We start from the raw sequence: 19521 nt of genomic DNA, 5'->3' as shown, positions 1-19521 counted from the left end.
GAAACACCATGACCGGCCTGAACATGGCAGCTATTTACATCGTACAGACCCTCGGCAGCTTGTATCTGCTGATCGTTCTGCTGCGCTTTATCCTGCAACTGGTGCGCGCGGATTTTTACAATCCGCTGTCGCAGTTCATCGTGCGCGCCACCAAGCCGTTACTGATGCCACTGCGTCGCATCATCCCAGGCTGGGGCGGCATTGACTTCGCCTCGCTGGTGTTGGCACTGATCCTTCAGCTGGTGCTCATGGCAATCATCATCAAACTCATGGGCTACGCGTTGCCAGGCATACTGCAGCTGCTGGCCTGGTCCCTGGTTGCGATCACGGCGCTCTTTCTCAAGGTGTTCTTTTTTGCGCTGATCATCAGCGTGATTCTGTCCTGGGTGGCACCCGGCAGCGCAAACCCGGCAGCAATGCTGGTTAACCAGCTGTGCGAGCCAGTGCTGGCTCCGATCCGCAAGATACTGCCCTCACTGGGCGGCCTGGATCTTTCGCCTATCTTTGCTTTTATCGCGCTGAACCTGCTGCAGATGCTGGTGATCACCAATATGGCGATCGCCACCGGCATGCCCAAGGGGCTGACGCTCGCGCTGTGACGCCTTTTTATAGCTGGCGTGGCGAAGACCTGCTGCTCGACTGCCATCTGCAACCCGGAGCGAGCCGTATTGGCTTTGCCGGGTTGCACGGCGAACGGCTAAAGATTCGTATCAGCGCGCCGCCAGTCGATGGCAAAGCCAACAGCATGTTGCTGGCCTTTCTGGCCAAGTCTTTTGGCGTTTCCAAACGCGAGGTAGTATTGGTCAGCGGCCAGACCAGTCGACAAAAACGCGTTGCCATCAGCGCCCCGCGACAATTACCGGAAGAGCTGGCAATCCAGCGTCCTTGAATATTGCACCGGCGCCGTTAGACTGGCGCCTCGATTGTTGGCCCTTCGCCTGCCCGCGATGCGCAGCCTTCCGTTCATCTCGGTAGGCCATTGTGAAGCCGGCCACCTCACACTGGAAAAGGTTATAAATGTCCACACTACCTGCTGACTCTGTCGGCCTGGTTACCCCCCAGCGGCATACCTTCAGCGATCCGTTGCCACTAGCGTGTGGCAAGGCGTTGGCATCCTACGAACTGGTCTACGAGACCTATGGTCAGCTCAACGCAGGGGCTGACAATGCGGTGCTGATCTGCCATGCACTGTCCGGCCATCATCATGCCGCCGGTTACCACAGTATTGATGAGCGCAAGCCTGGCTGGTGGGACTCCTGCATCGGGCCGGGCAAAGCCATCGACACCAACCGTTTTTTTGTCGTCAGCTTGAATAATCTTGGTGGCTGTCACGGCTCCACCGGGCCATCCAGTATCGATCCCGAGACCGGCAAAGCTTACGGTGCCAGCTTCCCGGTGCTGACGGTCGAAGACTGGGTGCACAGCCAGGCGCGGCTGGCCGACGTACTTGGGATAAAGCAATGGGCTGCCGTGGTTGGCGGCAGCCTCGGCGGCATGCAGGCGCTGCAATGGGCGATCAGTTATCCAGAGCGTATTCGCCACTGTGTTGCCATCGCCACCGCGCCCAAACTGTCGGCGCAGAACATCGCCTTTAACGAGGTAGCACGTCAGGCAATCACCACCGACCCCGACTTTCACCATGGCGATTACGCCGCCTTCGGCGTGATACCCAAGCGTGGCCTGATGCTGGCACGTATGGTGGGCCACATCACCTACTTGTCAGACGACTCCATGGGCCGCAAATTCGGCCGTGAGTTACGCAGCGAACAGCTCAACTACGACCTCACCAGCGTGGAGTTCGAGGTTGAAAGCTACCTGCGCTACCAAGGGCAGGAGTTTTCCGGCCGCTTTGACGCCAACACCTATCTGCTGATGACCAAAGCGCTGGATTACTTTGACCCAGCGGCGGCACATGGCGATGATTTGGCGAAAACCCTGTCCGGTATTCAGGCGCATTGCCTGGTCATGTCCTTTACCACCGACTGGCGTTTCTCGCCGGAGCGCTCGCACGAGCTGGTCAACGCGCTCTTATCAGCCAAGAAACAGGTCAGCTATCTGGAGATTGAGGCTGCGCAGGGGCACGATGCCTTTCTGCTGCCCATCCCCCGCTACATCGAGGCCCTGAGTGGCTACATGAACCGTATAGAGGTGACCTCATGAGCCTGCGCGCCGATCTGGAGATCATTCAGCAATGGATCAAGCCCGGCAGCCACGTACTGGATTTGGGTTGCGGTGAAGGTGAGCTATTACGCCACCTGCGTGACCACAAGCAGGTGCAGGGCTATGGCCTGGAAATCGATCCGGAGAAGATCAAGACCTGCATCCAGCATGGCGTCAATGTACTGGAGCAGAACCTCGACAAAGAACTGAACAACTTTGAAGACGACAGCTTCGATACCGTGGTCATGACGCAATCCCTGCAGGCCATGCACTACCCGGATCGGGTACTCGAAGACATGCTGCGTATCGGTCACGAGGGCATTCTCACCTTCCCCAACTTTGCCCACTGGCGCTGCCGCTGGCATCTGGGTACCAAGGGTCGCATGCCGGTGTCCGAGTTCATGCCCTACACTTGGTATAACACACCCAATATCCACTTCTGCACCTTCAAGGATTTTGAGCAATTGTGCCGCGAGCGCAATATCAAGGTGCTGGATCGTCTGGTGGTAGACCAAACGCATCAGCGCAGCTGGTTGAGCGGCTTGTGGCCCAACCTGATGGGCGAAGTAGCCATCTATCGCATCAGCCGCTGAACCAAAGAACACTAATTTTCGAGGAGACCTTCATGCTACGCACATTCGCCATGTTCGCCTTGCTGCTGCTCGCACCCTGGGCCAGCGCGGGCCCCGAACCCACCCGTTTTGGTGACCTGATCGTCTATCACAATGTCTTTAACAGCAGCTTTCTGCAGCCGGATATCGCAGCCAAGGCTGGCCTGCAACGCGGCCCCAGCAAGGGCGTCATCAATATTGCTGTGCAACGCCAGAATAACGGTAGCCCAGAAGCGGTGGACGCCATCCTCAAAGGCGAAGTACGCAGCCTGATCGGCCAACCTGTCGAGCTCGATTTCAAGCGCATCAAGGAGGGCGACGCCATCTACTTCGTCGCCAACTACAGCGCCGCACAACGCGGCATACTGCTGTTCAAGATCGACATTCAGGCCGCGCCCGGCGCCATGGTGCACAGCCTCAGCTTCCAGCAGGAGTTTTTCCCCGATGACCAGTAACACCCTGCCATTCGATACCCTGGTGCTGGCCAGCAGCAACAAGGGCAAGTTGGCTGAACTGCAGGCCATGCTGGGTGATCAGGTCAAGATACTGCCGCAGAGCGACTTCATCGACGAAGACGTTGAAGAAACAGGCCTGACCTTCGTTGAGAATGCACTGCTCAAGGCCCGCCATGCAGCGCGCGCTTCGGGTCTGCCAGCGCTGGCCGACGATTCCGGTCTGGCGGTCGACGCACTCGGCGGCGCGCCCGGCATCTACTCCGCGCGCTACGCCGGCGGTGAGGGCGATACCGCCAATAACGCCAAGCTGCTACAGGCACTGGAAGACGTACCCACCGAAGCACGCGGGGCGCAGTTCATCTGTGCGCTGGCACTGTTACGCCACGCCGACGACCCTATGCCGATCATCTGCGAAGGTATCTGGGAAGGCCGCATTCTGAATGAGGCGCGCGGCGCCCACGGCTTCGGTTACGACCCGCTGTTCTGGGTACCCGAGCGCAAATGCTCCAGCGCCGAGCTCAGCCCCGCCGACAAGAATCAACTCAGCCACCGCGCCCGCGCCATGGCGCACCTGCGGCAGCGGTTGGGGCTATGACCCAGCCGCAAGCGGCAAGCAACAAGCAACAAGCAATCCCACCGGACAGCTTGCAGCTGCCGCCGCTGGCGGCCTACATCCACATCCCCTGGTGCGTAAAGAAGTGCCCGTATTGCGACTTCAATTCGCATACCAGTCAGACGGCGTTGCCGGAAGACGCTTATATCGACGCCATGATCGCCGACCTGGAGCAAGACCTGCCGCTGGCAGCCGGGCGCGAGCTGACGTCGATCTTCTTTGGCGGTGGCACGCCTAGCCTGTTTTCGGCGGCCAGCCTTGATCGGTTTTTGCAGGCGCTAAACGCACGTCTACCCTTTGCTGCCGACATCGAGATCACGCTGGAGGCCAACCCCGGCACCTTTGAGCAGGCCAAATTCTCTGATTATCGCGCGGCCGGGATCAATCGTCTGTCGATCGGCATCCAGAGCTTCAATGCCGGCCACCTCAAGGCGCTAGGGCGCATCCACGACGACCGTGAAGCCTTGAGTGCGGTCGATATGGCGCGCCGGGCAGGCTTCGATAACCTGAACCTCGACCTCATGCACGGCCTACCCAACCAGAGCCACGAGCAGGCCATCGCCGACATTGACCAGGCCATGGCGCTGGCACCGGAGCATCTGTCCTGGTACCAACTGACGCTGGAGCCCAACACCGTGTTTTACTCCAAGCCGCCCACGCTGCCGGAAGAAGACATTCTTTGGTCGATCCAGGAAGCCGGACAGCAACGCATGGCAGCTGGCGGCTACGCCCAGTACGAAGTATCCGCTTACGCGCAGCCCGGTAGGCAGGCCAGACACAACCTGAACTACTGGCAGTACGGCGATTTTCTCGGCATAGGTGCAGGCGCTCACGGCAAGATTACCCATAGTGATGGCGCGATTGAGCGTCACTGGAAGACCCGTCTGCCCAAGGACTACCTGGCCGCCGGCAAAGACGTGCGTGCCGGGCGCAAAACTTTGGCAGCTGATGAGCTACCTTTTGATTTTCTGATGAATGCTCTGCGCCTGGTTGATGGTGTACCTGCGAGCTACTACTCGGCACGCACCGGGCAATCGCTGACCGATATTGAGCCGCTACTGCAACAGGCTGCTGCCAAGGGACTGCTCGAGCCGTGGGCACATCAGCTGCGCCCGACCGAGCGCGGCAAACTCTTCCTCAATGACCTGCTGGAGCTGTTTCTCTAACGCAATCTTTAATGGTAAAAGGCGCTCAGACTGGCGCCGCCTATCGTATCCCAACAGGCCAATGCGGTAACATCTGCGTCATCAATAGCTCTTGCCGCATGAACGTGCAGTCAGCAGAATTGTCTCAATCGACACTAATACCTGCCCTGGAGGCCCAATGAATCCGTTCAGCTTTGCCACCACCGCCCAGATTCTCTGCGAATCCGGCTCCGCCGCCCGCCTCGGCGAGCTGTGCCGCGAGCGTGACGCCCAGCGTGTACTGATAGTCACCGATCCCGGGATTACCAAAATCGGCTTGCTCGATAGCATCCTGCCCGCCATGGCCAAGGCACAGGTGAGTGTTGAAGTCTTCGATCAGGTTGAGGCCGATCCGCCGGAGCACGTGGTGCTGGAAGCGGTCGCTCAAGCCAGGAACATGCAGGCCGAGCTGATCATTGGTTTTGGTGGTGGCAGCTCAATGGACGTCGCCAAGCTGGTCGCGCTGCTGGCGCATCCAGAGTGCAAACAGCAAATGGCAGACATCTATGGGGTCGGCAATGCTCGCGGCCAACGTCTGCCGCTGTTTCAGGTACCGACCACCGCCGGTACCGGCTCGGAGGTGACGCAGATTGCCATCATCACCACGGGCGCCACTAGCAAGATGGGCGTGGTCTCGCCGATCCTGCTACCCGATCTGGCGCTGCTCGATGCCGACCTGACCCTGGGCTTACCAGCCCATGTCACTGCGGCTACCGGTATTGATGCCATGGTGCATGCCATCGAGGCCTATACCAGTAAACTGAAGAAAAACCCGCTGTCTGACATGCTCGCGCGCGAAGCACTGCGGCTACTGGCTGCCAACCTGGATCACGTCGTCCAGGACGGACAGAATCGTGAGGCGCGTCAGGCCATGCTGCTCGGCGCCCTGCTCGCCGGGCAAGCCTTCGCTAACGCACCCGTCGCTGCGGTGCACGCGTTGGCCTATCCCCTCGGCGGCCACTTTCATATCCCCCACGGGCTGTCCAACGCCTTGGTATTGCCGACGGTTATCGAGTTCAACGCCTCCGCGGCAGCGCCACTGTATGCCGAGCTCGCCCCCTTGATTGTCGGACCAAGCCTGCGTCCCGGCGACAACGACAGCCTGACCGCGCAATTGGTCAGCGCGCTATCCGATCTGAGCCCGCGCTGCGGCCTGCCTAGCCGCCTGAGGGACGCCGGCGTGCCCGAAGACAAGCTGGAAATGCTGGCCAAGGACGCGATGCTGCAGCAGCGTCTACTGGTCAACAATCCGCGTGACGTCAGCGAGGCCGACGCGTTGGCCATCTATAAACTGGCCTATTGATCCACCCGACAAGAGACCCAGCATGAGCACAAGCAAGCCAACCCGTCAGGATTATCATTACCTGCACCCGATCACCACCCGCTGGCACGACAACGATATCTACGGCCACGTAAACAACGTGACCTACTACAGCTACTTTGACAGTGCGGTGAACAGCTGGCTGATCGCTGAGGGCGGTCTGGATATCCATGAGGGCGATCAGGTCGCCTTTGTCGTTAGCTCCAACTGCGACTACTTCGCACCCATCGCCTTCCCGGATGCGATTGAAATTGGCGTAAAAGTAGCGCGTCTGGGCAGTAGCTCAGTGCATTACGAGCTCGCCGTATTCAAGCAGGGCCGCGAAGAAGCCTGTGCAGCGGGACGTTTCGTACACGTGTTTGTTGATCGTCTGAGCAACACCGCCTTCCCGATTCCCAACCAGTGCCGCGCGGCGCTGGAACGGCTGATGGATCCGATCTGATGCGAGCGATCGCGCTGCTCAGGCTGGCCTTGCTGCCGACGCTCGTCGTTTGCAGCACGCAACTGCATGCAGAGCCCGCTCTGCATGCACAAACCCAGCAGTTCGACGTAGCTGGCAGCACCACAGACGCCATTCGTGCCAGCCTCAATCGTAATCGCCAGCACAGCAGCAGCCAGGTGCAATGGCACTTCAACTGGCAATCAACACCCGGACAGTGCCGTATCACCGATGTCAGTACCGAGGTAACGGTTACGGCGCATACGCCGCACCTGCAGCCTGATCCGCAGCGTCCAAACGCGGTTCAGCAACAATGGGACGGCTATCTGCTTGCACTGCAAGCACATCAGGAAAAACATATTGAGTTGGCGCTGGAGCATGCCAGACAGATTGAGCAAAGCATTGCTACGCTGCCGCCAATGGGCAGCTGCGATCAGCTCCAGCAAGCGGCCAATGCTACCGGTCAGCGCCTGCTCAATGTATTGAGTGAAGCCAATCGGGAATACGACAAGCGCACCCAGCAGGGCGCGCTTGAAGGGGCGAGCTTTCCCTGAAAGCGCCTGCCAGGCGCACTTCACTTCAAGCCAGCCCGGCTTGCCTCAAGCCATACCGCCAGGCGTAAACAACTCGATCCAGTAACCGTCTGGGTCGCGGATAAAGGCAATGTTGTGCATCTTGCCGTCCTGCGGCCGTTTTACAAAAGAGACGCCCAAGGATTCAAAACGCTCACAGGCTGAGGTCAGATCTGGCACAGCAAAACCAATATGACCAAACCCCTTGGGCTCGTCATTACCATTGTGATAGCTGAAATCGGCATCGTCCTCGGTGCCCCAGTTGTGCGTCAGCTCGAGCATCGCCGGACGGCCAAAGGTCTGCATCGTGCGTTCCTTTGAATCGGTCGACCAATCGCCCAGGGCGTGGCTGTCGATGGCAGCCAGAAAATAAAGACTGAACTTCATTTCCGGGAAATCCAGCTTCTTGACCAACGTCATACCCATGACACGAGTATAGAAATCCAGCGTCTTTTCCGGCGACTTGATACGCAGCATGGTCTGGTTGAAGACGAAGCCTTCGGTGGCTGGATCGCGGTTTTCGCAGAGGCCATCGGCCTGTTCAAAATGGCGACTCATTGCATTACTCCCGAGCGGGTTAAAAGCCCAGAATAACACTGATAGGGCCGCGCCAGCAGCAGCGCAACCCTATCTATCTGCGAGCGCTCAGGAGAAGGGGCGGTCCTGCCACCAGGGGTAGAAGCTCGGACGATCCTGACTTGGGCGCAGGGTGAACTTGGCGGGACGTTTTTCCAGGAAGGATTGCACGCCCTCCTGCGCATCCACCGACTCGCCCATAAAGGCAATCGCCCGTGAGTCGATTTTATGTGCTTCCATCGGATGGTCGGCACCCAGCATGCGCCACATAAGCTGACGGTTGAGCAGGGTCGACATCGGCGAGGTGTTATCCGCGATTTCGCGAGCCAGCTCACGCGCTGCTGGCAGCAGTTCATCCGGCTCGTGCAGGCTGCGCACCAAGCCGCCTTTCAATGCTTCTTCAGCGCCAAATACGCGGCCGGTATAGACCCACTCGGCGGCCTGCTGCGGGCCGACCAAACGCGGCAGGAACCAGCTGGAACAGGCTTCCATGGTGATACCGCGACGAGCAAAAACAAAACCGAAACGCGCCTTGGTGGATGCCATGCGAATGTCCATCGGCAAACTCATGGTGGCGCCAACGCCAACGGCTGCGCCGTTAAAAGCGCCAATAACCGGCTTGGTGGATTCGTAGATACGCAGTGAAACGGTGCCGCCGCCATCACGCAACTCGTCGCCTTCCGGCTCGCTCTGACGCTTGTGGCGGTTGAAGGTATCGCCGCCCTTCTCCAGATCAGCCCCAGCACAGAACGCCTTGCCGGCCCCGGTCATGATGATCACGCGCACCGCATCATCGGCATCGGCAGCATCGAACGCCGCAATCAGCTCGCGGCGCATTGCGCCGTTGAAGGCGTTCATACGATCAGGTCGGTTCAGCGTCAAGGTGAGGATGCCATCCTCAACCTGATAATCCAGTGTTTCGTAAGACATGTGGGCGCTCTCTATTTGGTCAATAGCGCCCAGTGTAGAACCCGCCAGTCACAGTAACCAGCTGAGTTACCGTGGCGTATGTGGGGGTATTGGTGGGGTGGATGGAAGCGTAATTATCCAGTATGCGTCAAGTAACATACGTGCATGCACAACCGAAAAATAAACGCCCCCCCCGCCCTTTAGTTAAGACTTACGCGCATGCGCCTTTGTAGCAGCTTAATTTCCCCGGACACCTCGATAGGTGGAAAATGCATTTATCAAAGAGCCTCGCATGTCTGACCAACGTAGAAAACCCGACGACAGCTTCACGTGAAGCTGGTCAAGGACCAGGGCCTGAGTGTTTAGCAGGTCTATCATGATCTTAATATCGGCGACACGGCTGTTAGGCGCTGGTTACAGCAGTATGACTGCCGAGCAGTTGGAGTAATCCGGAATAGGTAAACCGTTCACGCCTGAGCAGCAGCGCATTCGACAGCTGGAAAAAGAAAATCGCCAACTCAAAGTGGACAACGAGCTATTAAAAAAGCTACCGCCTTGCTTGAAAATGGAGCGAGTCTGGCGTCGCGATTATGCCAACCACGCAGAGGCGGTACGCGACATTACTGAATGCGTCGTTGGATTTTACAACAACGAACAACCGCACTCGAAACTGTGGGGGGCCGCCTATGAGCGTGAGATGGAGTTGAAATCACCTATCGCGGTGTCCGGAAATAGTTAACCACTGCAGGGCAAGCCCCCGCTTATCTGGTTGCCCCATTCGGCGTAGCTGCTACTTCCCTGTTTCCGGTGCCGGCCGCTTCCCCTAAAGCCCCCGACCTAGCTGCCCAACCATTTCGCGAATAACGATCGCATTGATGCTTCTTAGCAGGCGAACTTCCCCTGCAAAGGTTGCTTTCAACTCAGGCCGGGCATGCCCAAGCTGGGCGTTTTCTGCCAGCACCTCTTCCAGCAACTGCGGTGCGGCGGAGCTCAGTGCTTCAACCATCTTGCGCACGGCATTCTTTGCCGTGGCGGGCTTGATACCCATGGTTTGACCGGCCTGGATCAGCAGGTCGGCATCTATCTGCGGCAACTTCTGGCGATCCAGGATTGGCCAGGCCAGCTCGGCCCCTTCGGGCCAACGGTCCTTGTCGCAGGCTTTGGTGCCGTACACGGCGGTACATAGCAGGTCGTAGAAGGGAGCCAAATGCATGCCTTTGGCCGTTAGCAAAAAACTGATGTTTTTCAGGTGCGCATCTTCGTTGCCCATCAGCACGTTGAACACCAGCCACTCGAACAGGCGCAACCTCGCCAGCGCAGCTGGTTTGCAACGGCTCGCCAGATCAGCCACGCGCTCAATGTTGCCCGCGCTGTATTTGAACTCGCGTGACAGCCCATCCATCTGACAGGCGTCGATGCAGTGCAGGCGCGCACATCCATCCGGGGTCAAAGTCCGGTCAAAGCGCTCGATTAGAAAGACGGGCTCGAGCGCATAGAGACGTTCGACCTTCGGCACCGGCAGACCGACCCGCGCGGCCAGGGTCATTACAAACCATTCGTTAATTACCGAATGCCGCCAATCCGCGCCGGGGTGATTCGGCTTGAGAATATGCGTTGAAGGTTCGTTGCCAAGGGGCTCAAGCAATTCACCCTCTCGCCAGATCACCGCCATCTTATGCTGCGCGCCAGCAAGCGACATGCGCTTGGCTGCCCGCTGGGCCAGCGGCACCTCGGGCATGGATTGAATACGCTGAGACAGGGTGACCGTAGACAGCGGCTGGGTGCTACCCGGTTGCGGCAGCTCACCCGGCGGCAACAGGGTAATAGAGCCGGCTGACTCGGCGCCAAAGTGCTGCAGCAAGGCAAAGGCGTCGGCAATGGTTACCCCTGCGGCATCGGCAATTAATGTGCGCTGGCCCTCCTCCGGCAAAAGGTTGTCGAAATACCACTGTACCGGGCGATGGCTGGCGCCATCACGGTGTTCCTCAGCCTGCAACGGCAGCATGGGGCAAAGCGGATAGGCCGCAGGGTCGGCCAGCCACTGCGCACTGTAAACGAAAGCCCAAAGCCCTTTGTTCTCCCGGAGGGTGCCAATGCGGACCTGGTTGATCCAGGCGTCGAGGGATCGCCCCATCAATCAGCCTCGCTGTCGGCAACGCGGGGGCGAGGCCGCACTGTGCGAGCTCGCTTCGCCTTGGCCACCTCCAGAATCGCGTTTACCTCCTCAGCAAACGGCTCCGGCACCTCAACCGAGAGGGACAGCCCCAGCTCCTGCATGACTTGGAACAACTTGCCCCACTGCACGGTTTCGCCCCCCCTTTCGACCTTGCCCAGGAAGTTCTCGGATACGCCAATGCTACCCGCAGCATCATCCTGGCGCAGCTGCATGGCCTTGCGGCTTGCCCTCACAAGCGGCCCGATCTGCTCTGGGGAGCTGATGTCGAATTTCATTGTGTTCCTCGTTCTAGATGATCTAGAGCTGAATTAAATCCTCGCGATCATGCGGAATAGTGCGACTACACTACCAAAATAGCAGAAAACCTCATGATCGGGAGGATAATTACAAATTACACCGAAGGAACACATGGATCCTCGCGATCGCGAGGATTATCTTGCAGAATTTTTCTTTCATTCAGAATCCACACGAACGTGTGGATAGAGCGCTGCTTGATGGATCGCCGCCCTGGATATAAGCCCATAGCCACGCTGGCAAACCCCATGAAAAGTATCCGCTGCTTACAGTCGACCCCCGGGGAGCGGGCAGAGCATCATGCGGATATCGGCGCTATCAGAGAGAACGGCGCGCGGATCCGCGCCGTATCGCGTTAATCAGTCTACCCGCTCAAACTTGAGATCCCAGACACCATGCCCGAGCCGCTCGCCACGGCGTTCAAACTTGGTGACAGGACGTTCTTCCGGACGCGGAACGTAGGTGCCATCCGCGGCCTGATTACGGTACCCCGGCGCTGCACTCATGATCTCCAGCATTTGCTCGGCATAATGCTCCCAGTCGGTCGCCATATGCAGCACGCCACCCGGCTTGAGTTTGGTACGCACTAGTTCGGCAAAGCTGAGCTGCACAATACGGCGCTTGTTGTGCTTCTTTTTATGCCAGGGGTCGGGAAAGAACAGCAGCAGACGGTCAAGACTGGCGTCCGGAATACTTTGATTCAGCACTTCAATGGCATCGCAGTCGAATACCCGCACATTGCTGGTCTCGCTATTGACCAGGCCGTTCAGAAGCGAGCCTACACCGGGGCGATGCACTTCAATACCGATAAAATCCTGCTCGGGTGCTACCTGCGCCATCTCCAGCAGCGATTGACCCATACCAAAACCAATTTCCAGCGTGCGCGGTGCCTGCCGCCCAAATACGGCGTCCAGATCCAACAAGCCCTGGTCCAGGGTCAGGCCAAACTTCGGCCAGCCATGATCAATACCGCGCTGCTGCCCCTCGGTCATGCGCCCAGCGCGCATGACAAAACTGCGGATAGCGCGGCGCTTTGGCGAGGTCGATTCGGTATCGGCGTTTTCAGGTAACTCAGGGGTATCGGACATGGGAGGCTCGTGATTATTTTCTAAAAGTCACCGCCAACGGCGATGACCCTTCATGGCATCGGGAGATCAGCGGATAGTGCCATCCAGCGGTGAGGATGCTGTGGCATACAGCTTGCGCGGCATACGGCCAGCCAGGTAGGCGCCACGGCCAGCCAATACCGCGTGGTGCATGGCCTGAGCCATAAGCACCGGCTGGTCGGCGTGAGCAATGGCACTGTTCATCAGCACACCGGCGCAGCCCAGCTCCATGGCGATGGTCGCGTCAGACGCGGTACCCACGCCCGCATCAACCAGCACAGGCACCGTCGCCTCCTCCAGAATAATGCGCAGGTTCCAGGGATTGCAGATGCCCATGCCGGAGCCAATCAGACCAGCCAGCGGCATGACAGCCACACAACCCATAGCAGAAAGCTCACGCGCGATAATCGGGTCATCGCTGGTGTAGACCATGACGTCAAACCCATCTTTAACCAGAACTTCGGCGGCTTTCAGCGTTTCTACTACGTTGGGGAACAGGGTTTTCTGGTCAGCCAGTACTTCCAGTTTGACCAGTTTGTGACCATCCAACAGCTCGCGCGCCAAACGGCAGGTACGCACAGCGTCTTCTGCGGTAAAACAGCCGGCGGTATTGGGCAAAATGGTATAACGATCCGGCGGCACAACGTCGAGCAAGTTGGGCTCATCCGGATTCTGGCCAATATTGGTTCGGCGGATAGCCACCGTCACGATCTCGGCGCCGGACGCTTCAATGGCACGGCCTGTTTCGGCCATATCCTTGTATTTGCCGGTCCCTACCAGCAAACGGGAACGGTAACGGACGCCGGCAATTTCCAACGCATCTTGGCTCAAATCGGTCATCAGGTTCTCCAGAAAGGGCTTAGCCGCCGCCGATGGCGTGAACAATCTCTACCCGGTCGCCGTCGCTTAACAGCGTCTCGGCGTGCTGACTGCGCGGCACAATATCGAGGTTCAGCTCAATCGCCAGGCGCTTGCCAGTCAGGCCAGTCAGTTCGATCAGCTCAGCCAGACTGATGACCCGATCAAGGGAATAGGCTTCGCCATTGAGATAGATCTGCATAAGCGGCTCGGTTATATCCGGGTGTAGAAAGTAAGTGGGCACGTGCCTGTCGCTCATGGCGACAGCAAGGGCGCTATGATACCGCGCTTTGCCGCCAGCTGACCACGCCATAGCGCCTTAGAGACTGCGCCATATCCCCGCAGCAAAACAGCCCCAGGCTATCAGCCAGGTCAGTCCGCCCATGGGGGTCACCATGCCCAGTTTGCTTATACCGGTCAGCGCCAGCAGATAGAGGCTGCCGGAAAACAGCAGTATACCGAGCGCAAAAAGGACGCCTGTCGCCTTGAACAACCCCGACTCGGGAAAGCGCAACAGCAATAGCGCCACACCAATCAGCGCCATGGTATGCCACAGCTGATAGTGCACCCCGGTTTGAAACGCATTGAGCAAATTGTCCGCCAACTTGTTACGCAAACCATGTGCGGCGAAGGCCCCCAAAGCAACACCGCTGAAACCAGTGAACGACGCGAACAACAGCAGCCATTTGGCCATGATATATTCCCTTTCCTGTTTATATTTCGAACACAGACTTATTCGACTTCACATGATCAAGAAGATACTACGCAAGACCGCCAAGTGGTTGCTTATACTCGCGTTCCTGAGCCTGCTGCCGATCATCATCTTTCGCTGGGCCCCCGCGCCCGGCTCAATGCTGATGGTAGAGCGCTGGTACGCGGCAAAACAAAGCGGACAACCACTGACGATTCAGTATCAGTGGCGCCCATATGAGCAAATTCCTGACAATATGAAAATGGCGGTCATCGCATCTGAAGATCAGCGCTTTGCCAAACACTGCGGCTTTGACCTTCGAGGAATTCGCGAGGCCATACAACACAATATGCAGGGCGGGACCCTGCGCGGTGGTAGTACCATAAGCCAGCAAGTCGCCAAGAACCTTTTTCTTTGGTCGGACCGCAGCTATCTAAGAAAGGGCGTGGAGGTGTGGTTCACCCTGTGGATAGAGATACTCTGGCCCAAGCAGCGCATTCTGGAAATGTACCTGAATATTGCTGAATGGGATCGCGGCGTATTCGGCGTAGATGCCGCTGCGCGCACTCACTTCAACATTGGCGCTAGCTATCTGTCGGACCGTCAGGCCAGCCAGTTGGCTGCCGTATTGCCGAGTCCGCTGAACTGGGATCCGGTAAATCCACCCCAGTATGCGCAACGCCGGGCGATATGGATACAGCAGCAAATGCGGCAGCTAGGCGGCAGAGAGTATCTGGACAAAGTGGAAGCGAGAAGCGACTGGCTAGCCTGGTTTCGACTGCGCTACTGACCCTGATACCTGAATAACAGATCACCGCCACCCAGTCCCGGCACCTACTGGCCGCTTAGATCATCACGCAAACCAAACATGATCGAATAGGCTTTTTCCTCGCCCACAGCTACCACTGCGCCTATCTTCGGATAAACCCAAGCCTCTTCACCTTCACTCACCGGCAGGCGCAGATCCGGGTTACCCATGGTGCTTTGCACATCACTTAACGCCAAGGGCTCAGAAGGTATCAGACTTAATCGCAGCACCGGCTGATCTTTCAGCGCATCGGCCACCGACGAGTTGATCGGCTGATCCGGCAACTCGGGCTCCCAGGCCTGAGCCTGCACCAGGCTGTCACGCTGCTGCGGTGTCAATTTCAGCACTGCCTGCACCCGCCAGCTGACATCATCACTTTCCAGCGTATAGCGGCTGACCAATAGCGGCTTGCCTTCAGAGCTGATCATCCACAGAGTACCGTGACCCAGGGCATCGCTTGCATCACCCAGAGTCAGCTGTTGGCGCTGTAACGGCCCCCACAGGCTGTCTTCATAGGCCGTGCGCCACTGCATGGGCTCACCCTGCTGCGGCTTGGACAGCCAGAAACCAAAGGCAAAGAAAGCCAATATAACCACACTCAACAAGGTGGCCAGTCGAGCGCCCTGACGACGAGTCATGCACAACTCCTTTTATTGTTTTGAATTAGGTTTTCTACAAACAAAAAAGGGTATCCACGCAGGATACCCTTTCAGTAGTCACAACCGGAGGCGGTGCTTCAGAGCTCAACCTCGGTTTCCAGATTCTTCTTCAGCTTGTTCATCGCATTCTTTTCCAGCTGACGAATACGCTCGGCTGAGACCTGATACTTGGCGGCCAACTCGTGCAACGTAGCCTTCTCTTCCGCCAACCAGCGTTGGTAAAGAATGTCACGGCTGCGCTCGTCGAGGGCTTCCAGGCCCGTCAGCAGGCTGGTGCTGGAGCTATCAGACCAATCAGCCGATTCGAGCTGGGTTGCTGGATCATAGCGCTTGTCTTCAAGGTAATGAACCGGCGCGTAGGCAGCATCGTCGTCTTCGTCTTGAGCACCATCAAAGCCCAAATCCTGACCATAAAGTCGACTTTCCATTTCGCGCACTTCACGCGTCGCCACACCCAGGTCTTCAGCCACTGCGTTCACTTCATCATGTGACAGCCAAGACAGTTTTTTCTTGGCGCTACGCAGGTTGAAGAACAGCTTACGCTGCGCCTTGGTAGTAGCTACCTTGACGATACGCCAGTTGCGCAAAATGAACTCATGAATCTCGGCACGAATCCAATGCACCGCGAACGACACCAGGCGGACGCCCATTTCCGGATTAAAGCGCTTGACCGCTTTCATCAAACCTACGTTACCTTCCTGCACCAGGTCAGACTGCGCCAGACCATAGCCAGAGTAGCTGCGCGCGATATGCACAACAAAACGCAGGTGAGACATAACCAGCTGGCGAGCAGCCTCAAGGTCTTCCTGATAATACAGACGATCAGCCAGCTCACGCTCTTCTTCAGCGCTAAGAACCGGGATGCTGCTTACATTCTGAACATAGGCTTCAAGATTCGCACCCGGTACCAAGCTGTTAACGGGTAGCAAGGCAGTGCTCATGTTTGAACTCCCAAAAATTGACGACCTAGTGTATCACTGCAAAATAAGACTGTGAACGCAGACTAAAGTTCAGGCCCCTGCGGGGCCCAGCTATCAGCTGCAAGCTACAAGCTACAAGCTACAAGCTTCAAGCTTCAAGCGGCAAGCTAAACCCTAAACCCTAAACCCTAAACCCACGCCGAGCTGATTGTAGCTTGCGGCTTGCGGCTTGCGGGCTAGCTAGGCTCTATCGCCCGCACATGCTGCCCCACCGCCAGCCAGGCACCGACCAGCCCCAGCAACATAGCACCCATTACCAATGTCAGACCATCCGGCCACGGCATGCCGATCAGAGCAAAGTCGCTCTGATAGAGGCTGGCCACCTGCTGCACGGTCACATTCAACCAGGCCAGGCCCGCCGCCAATAACAGCCAGGCCATCACCCCGGCCAGCAACCCGTAGAGCACACCGATATACAGAAACGGACGGCGAACAAAAGCGTCAGTGCCGCCCACCAGCTTGACTACGAGTATCTCTTCACGTCGGCTTTCGATGGCCAGACGAATGGTATTGGTCATGACCAGCAGCAAGGCGATGATCAGCAACAGGCCAAGCCCACCGGTAAAGCGCTCCAGCATGCCTAAAATGGCAGCCAGCCGCTCGACCCAAAGCAGATCAATCTGCACCTGCTCAACGCCATCAATAGCTGCAAGCCTGTCACGCAGTGGTTCCAAAGCTGCTGCGCCGCCCTCGATACTGCTAGGCGTCACCACAATCACACTCGGCAACGGGTTATAGCTCAACTGCAGCAGTGCGTCACCCATCCCCGAGTGCTGCTGGAATTCGGCCAGCGCCAGCTCTTTATCAAGCAGTTGTGCGTTAGCCACGCCGGAGAGCGTCTTGATTGCCGCCAGTTGCTCTTGCTGTCGCTCCTTGCTGACACCGTCCTCAATATAGACCGAGATCTGCGCTGCTTTCTGCCAGTTAACGCCCAGTTGCTCGACCTGGTTGATCAGCACGGACAGCCCCATGGGCAGCGCTAGCGCAATGGTCATCACCAGCACGGTCAGTACACTGCTAAAGGGATAGCTACGCACCTGATGCAGCGCCTGTCGCGCGCTGGCACGATGGCTACCAAGCCAACTGCGTAGCGGATGGCGCCAATTACGCTCAGAGCGCGCAGCGCCCTTGGGCGCCTTGCGTTTGGGATCAGCCGGTCGCTTGGCTACAGACATGACTACTCCCCATCCGTAATCAGCCGACCCTGATCCAGGGTCAGCATGCGATGATCGAGCTTGGCAATCAGCGGTAAATCGTGACTGGCTATCAACACGGTGACACCCACCCGATTAAAATCCTCAAACAACGCCATGATCTCGGCAGATAGTGCGGGATCAAGGTTACCCGTCGGCTCGTCGGCCAGCAGCAATGCGGGTTTGTGCACCACAGCGCGGGCGATACCCACTCGCTGCTGCTCACCGCCAGAGAGCGCAATCGGTAAGCTGCCCTCTTTACTCAGCAGCCCAACCTTGTCCAACGCAGCACGCACGCGGCGGCCCACTTCATCTGGCGGCGTGCCATTGATAACGAGCGGCAGGGCAACGTTATCGAACACAGTGCGGTCAAACAGTAACTGATGATTCTGAAACACCACGCCCACCTGACGACGCAGGTAGGGAATGTCATCACTGCTCAGCTCTTGCAGATTCTGACCGCCGACGTGCACGGCGCCAGAACTCGGCCGCTCCATGCACATGATCAGCTTGAGCAAGGTGCTTTTCCCCGCGCCGGAGTGCCCGGTGATGAAGACCATCTCACCGCTACGGATGTGCAGATCGAGGTTATCCAACCCCTGATGGCCGTTCGGGTAGCGTTTGCTGACACGTTCAAAGCGAATCATTGCGTTTGGATTCCAGACTCTTCGCTGCCAAACACCCTATTTGCTACCAAAGAGGGCTTCAACGAACTCGGGCGCAGTAAAGGGCCGCAGATCATCAATCTGCTCACCCACACCAATGTAACGGATCGGCAAGCCAAACTGTTTGGCCAGCGCAAAGATCACACCGCCCTTGGCGGTGCCATCCAGCTTGGTCAAGGCCAAACCGGTCAGGCCGACTGCCTGATCGAACAACTTGGTCTGCGATATCGCGTTCTGTCCGGTACCGGCGTCCAGCACCAAGAGCACTTCGTGCGGCGCCTCTACGTCGAGCTTGGCCATTACGCGCTTGACCTTGGCCAGCTCGTCCATCAAGTGATCTTTGTTGTGCAGACGTCCGGCGGTATCGGCAATCAACACATCAGCACCGCGCGACTTGGCCGCCTGCAGCGCATCGAAAATGACTGACGCGGAATCAGCGCCCGTGTGCTGTGCAACAACACTAATCTGGTTGCGCTCACCCCAGACCTGCAACTGTTCAACGGCAGCTGCGCGAAAGGTATCACCAGCAGCCAGCATCACCTGCTTGCCTTCGCTCTGCAGGCGCTTAGCCAACTTGCCGATGGTCGTGGTTTTACCCACCCCATTCACGCCCACCACCAGAATCACATAGGGCTTTTTGCTGCTGTCGACTTCCATCGGTTTGGCAACATGAACCAGCAGCGCCTCCAGCTCACCCTGCAGCGCGCGATAGAGGGCCTTGCGGCTAGATACCTGGCGCCGCGTTACGCGCTCTTGCAGGCTTTCCATAATTAGCGTGGTCGCCTCAATACCCACATCGGCCATCAGCAGCCGGGTTTCCATCTCCTCCAGCAGCTCATCGTCGATTTCTTTCTCGCCGAGGAACATGTTGGCCATGCCCTCGCCAAGATTGGCACTGGTCTTGGACAGTCCCTTTTTCATCCGCGAGAAAAAGCCCTTGGACTCCTCCTCGGCAACCGGCTGCGGCTCGGCAACCGGCTCAGCGGCACTTTGCCCCAGCTCGGAGAACAATGAAGCAGCTGCCTCACGGGCCGCCTGCTCGCGGGCCTCTACGCTATCGAGTTGCTGGCTGAGCGGTGCTGGCGCATCCTGCTCGGGCTCGGGGGCGGGCGCTTCTTTACGTCGCGCCCAGCCAAACAGACCTTTTTTTTCCGGCTTGGCGGCCGAGTCGGCGGCTTTGTTTTCGGGGCTTTCTGGCTTGTCTTTGGAACCAAACATGAAGGGTCACTATCTGAGTCTGACGGCGAATGC

At 57.9% G+C, this 19521-nt stretch carries 24 protein-coding genes and 1 pseudogene; 12 read left to right on the top strand and 13 right to left on the bottom strand.

The window, feature by feature from the left end; genetic code table 11:
* Positions 1–8 precede the first annotated feature (8 nt).
* The 10 genes from EF096_RS03380 to EF096_RS03335 all read left to right on the top strand — a co-directional run bounded on the left by EF096_RS03380 (position 9) and on the right by EF096_RS03335 (position 7337).
* On the top strand, positions 9–599 hold the full coding sequence (locus EF096_RS03380) for a YggT family protein (protein WP_123888205.1): 591 nt from the start codon (positions 9–11) through the stop codon (positions 597–599).
* Positions 596–889 (top strand): DUF167 family protein, encoded by a 294-nt coding sequence (locus tag EF096_RS03375; protein WP_123888204.1) that lies wholly within the window; start codon positions 596–598, stop codon positions 887–889. Before EF096_RS03380 ends, EF096_RS03375 begins: the two co-directional genes overlap by 4 nt.
* Positions 890–1017: 128 nt before the next feature.
* Entirely contained in the window at positions 1018–2160 is a 1143-nt protein-coding gene (gene metX, locus EF096_RS03370) for a homoserine O-succinyltransferase MetX (RefSeq protein WP_123888203.1), read from the top strand.
* A gap of 2 nt (positions 2161–2162) precedes the next feature.
* Positions 2163–2753, top strand: coding sequence for a methionine biosynthesis protein MetW (metW, locus tag EF096_RS03365; protein WP_123888270.1), 591 nt, complete (start codon positions 2163–2165; stop codon positions 2751–2753).
* A 32-nt stretch (positions 2754–2785) separates the two neighbouring features.
* The gene (locus EF096_RS03360; protein WP_123888202.1) at positions 2786–3226 is read left to right on the top strand and encodes a DUF4426 domain-containing protein; all 441 of its coding nucleotides are present in this window, start codon (positions 2786–2788) and stop codon (positions 3224–3226) included.
* Positions 3216–3821 (top strand): RdgB/HAM1 family non-canonical purine NTP pyrophosphatase, encoded by a 606-nt coding sequence (gene rdgB, locus EF096_RS03355; RefSeq protein WP_123888201.1) that lies wholly within the window; start codon positions 3216–3218, stop codon positions 3819–3821. The genes EF096_RS03360 and rdgB overlap by 11 nt, the downstream gene beginning before the upstream one ends.
* The gene (gene hemW / locus EF096_RS03350) at positions 3818–5005 is read left to right on the top strand and encodes a radical SAM family heme chaperone HemW (RefSeq protein ID WP_123888200.1); all 1188 of its coding nucleotides are present in this window, start codon (positions 3818–3820) and stop codon (positions 5003–5005) included. The genes rdgB and hemW overlap by 4 nt, the downstream gene beginning before the upstream one ends.
* A 157-nt stretch (positions 5006–5162) precedes the next feature.
* On the top strand, positions 5163–6326 hold the full coding sequence (locus tag EF096_RS03345) for an iron-containing alcohol dehydrogenase (protein ID WP_123888199.1): 1164 nt from the start codon (positions 5163–5165) through the stop codon (positions 6324–6326).
* 22 nt (positions 6327–6348) lie between these two features.
* A complete protein-coding gene (locus tag EF096_RS03340) occupies positions 6349–6786 on the top strand; it encodes an acyl-CoA thioesterase (protein ID WP_123888198.1) in 438 nt (145 codons plus the stop codon).
* The gene (locus EF096_RS03335; RefSeq protein ID WP_123888197.1) at positions 6786–7337 is read left to right on the top strand and encodes a DUF922 domain-containing protein; all 552 of its coding nucleotides are present in this window, start codon (positions 6786–6788) and stop codon (positions 7335–7337) included. The genes EF096_RS03340 and EF096_RS03335 overlap by 1 nt, the downstream gene beginning before the upstream one ends.
* Before the next feature lie 45 nt (positions 7338–7382).
* Here EF096_RS03335 and gloA read toward each other — a convergent pair whose 3' ends face one another.
* Positions 7383–7913: a lactoylglutathione lyase gene (gloA, locus tag EF096_RS03330; protein WP_123888196.1), complete on the bottom strand. Its 531-nt coding sequence runs from the start codon at positions 7911–7913 to the stop codon at positions 7383–7385.
* An 87-nt stretch (positions 7914–8000) separates the two neighbouring features.
* On the bottom strand, positions 8001–8861 hold the full coding sequence (locus EF096_RS03325; protein WP_123888195.1) for a crotonase/enoyl-CoA hydratase family protein: 861 nt from the start codon (positions 8859–8861) through the stop codon (positions 8001–8003).
* Positions 8862–9170: 309 nt separating this feature from the next.
* Here EF096_RS03325 and EF096_RS20530 point away from each other — a divergent pair.
* Positions 9171–9387: pseudogene (locus tag EF096_RS20530) on the top strand (transposase); the annotation flags it as partial.
* A 276-nt stretch (positions 9388–9663) separates the two neighbouring features.
* Here EF096_RS20530 and EF096_RS03320 read toward each other — a convergent pair.
* The 6 genes from EF096_RS03320 to EF096_RS03295 all read right to left on the bottom strand — a co-directional run bounded on the left by EF096_RS03320 (position 9664) and on the right by EF096_RS03295 (position 13968).
* Complete coding sequence (locus tag EF096_RS03320) at positions 9664–10974, bottom strand: HipA domain-containing protein (RefSeq protein ID WP_123888194.1); 1311 nt, start codon at positions 10972–10974, stop codon at positions 9664–9666.
* Entirely contained in the window at positions 10974–11291 is a 318-nt protein-coding gene (locus EF096_RS03315) for a helix-turn-helix domain-containing protein (RefSeq protein WP_123888193.1), read from the bottom strand. The genes EF096_RS03320 and EF096_RS03315 overlap by 1 nt, the downstream gene beginning before the upstream one ends.
* A gap of 378 nt (positions 11292–11669) precedes the next feature.
* Positions 11670–12398 (bottom strand): tRNA (guanosine(46)-N7)-methyltransferase TrmB, encoded by a 729-nt coding sequence (trmB, locus tag EF096_RS03310; protein ID WP_123888192.1) that lies wholly within the window; start codon positions 12396–12398, stop codon positions 11670–11672.
* Between the two features lie 66 nt (positions 12399–12464).
* Positions 12465–13256: a thiazole synthase gene (locus tag EF096_RS03305; RefSeq protein WP_123888191.1), complete on the bottom strand. Its 792-nt coding sequence runs from the start codon at positions 13254–13256 to the stop codon at positions 12465–12467.
* A gap of 19 nt (positions 13257–13275) precedes the next feature.
* Positions 13276–13476, bottom strand: coding sequence for a sulfur carrier protein ThiS (gene thiS / locus EF096_RS03300; protein WP_123888269.1), 201 nt, complete (start codon positions 13474–13476; stop codon positions 13276–13278).
* A gap of 117 nt (positions 13477–13593) precedes the next feature.
* The gene (locus EF096_RS03295) at positions 13594–13968 is read right to left on the bottom strand and encodes a DUF423 domain-containing protein (RefSeq protein ID WP_123888190.1); all 375 of its coding nucleotides are present in this window, start codon (positions 13966–13968) and stop codon (positions 13594–13596) included.
* Between the two features lie 52 nt (positions 13969–14020).
* On the opposite strand from EF096_RS03295, the gene mtgA reads away from it, so the two are divergent.
* Entirely contained in the window at positions 14021–14755 is a 735-nt protein-coding gene (mtgA, locus tag EF096_RS03290) for a monofunctional biosynthetic peptidoglycan transglycosylase (RefSeq protein WP_123888189.1), read from the top strand.
* A 44-nt stretch (positions 14756–14799) separates the two neighbouring features.
* On the opposite strand, the gene EF096_RS03285 is transcribed toward mtgA, so the two are convergent.
* The 5 genes from EF096_RS03285 to ftsY all read right to left on the bottom strand — a co-directional run bounded on the left by EF096_RS03285 (position 14800) and on the right by ftsY (position 19488).
* A complete protein-coding gene (locus EF096_RS03285) occupies positions 14800–15411 on the bottom strand; it encodes a hypothetical protein (protein ID WP_123888188.1) in 612 nt (203 codons plus the stop codon).
* Positions 15412–15509: 98 nt separating this feature from the next.
* Complete coding sequence (gene rpoH, locus EF096_RS03280; RefSeq protein WP_123888187.1) at positions 15510–16373, bottom strand: RNA polymerase sigma factor RpoH; 864 nt, start codon at positions 16371–16373, stop codon at positions 15510–15512.
* A gap of 215 nt (positions 16374–16588) precedes the next feature.
* Positions 16589–17587, bottom strand: coding sequence for a permease-like cell division protein FtsX (gene ftsX / locus EF096_RS03275; protein ID WP_123888186.1), 999 nt, complete (start codon positions 17585–17587; stop codon positions 16589–16591).
* A gap of 2 nt (positions 17588–17589) precedes the next feature.
* Positions 17590–18252 (bottom strand): cell division ATP-binding protein FtsE, encoded by a 663-nt coding sequence (ftsE, locus tag EF096_RS03270; protein ID WP_123888185.1) that lies wholly within the window; start codon positions 18250–18252, stop codon positions 17590–17592.
* A gap of 36 nt (positions 18253–18288) precedes the next feature.
* A complete protein-coding gene (gene ftsY, locus EF096_RS03265; protein WP_123888184.1) occupies positions 18289–19488 on the bottom strand; it encodes a signal recognition particle-docking protein FtsY in 1200 nt (399 codons plus the stop codon).
* Between the last annotated feature and the right edge of the window lie 33 nt (positions 19489–19521).

The organism is Pseudomonas neustonica, assembly GCF_003797945.1.
Lineage (GTDB): Bacteria > Pseudomonadota > Gammaproteobacteria > Pseudomonadales > Pseudomonadaceae > Halopseudomonas > Halopseudomonas neustonica.
This window is presented reverse-complemented; position numbering and strand designations above follow the sequence as displayed.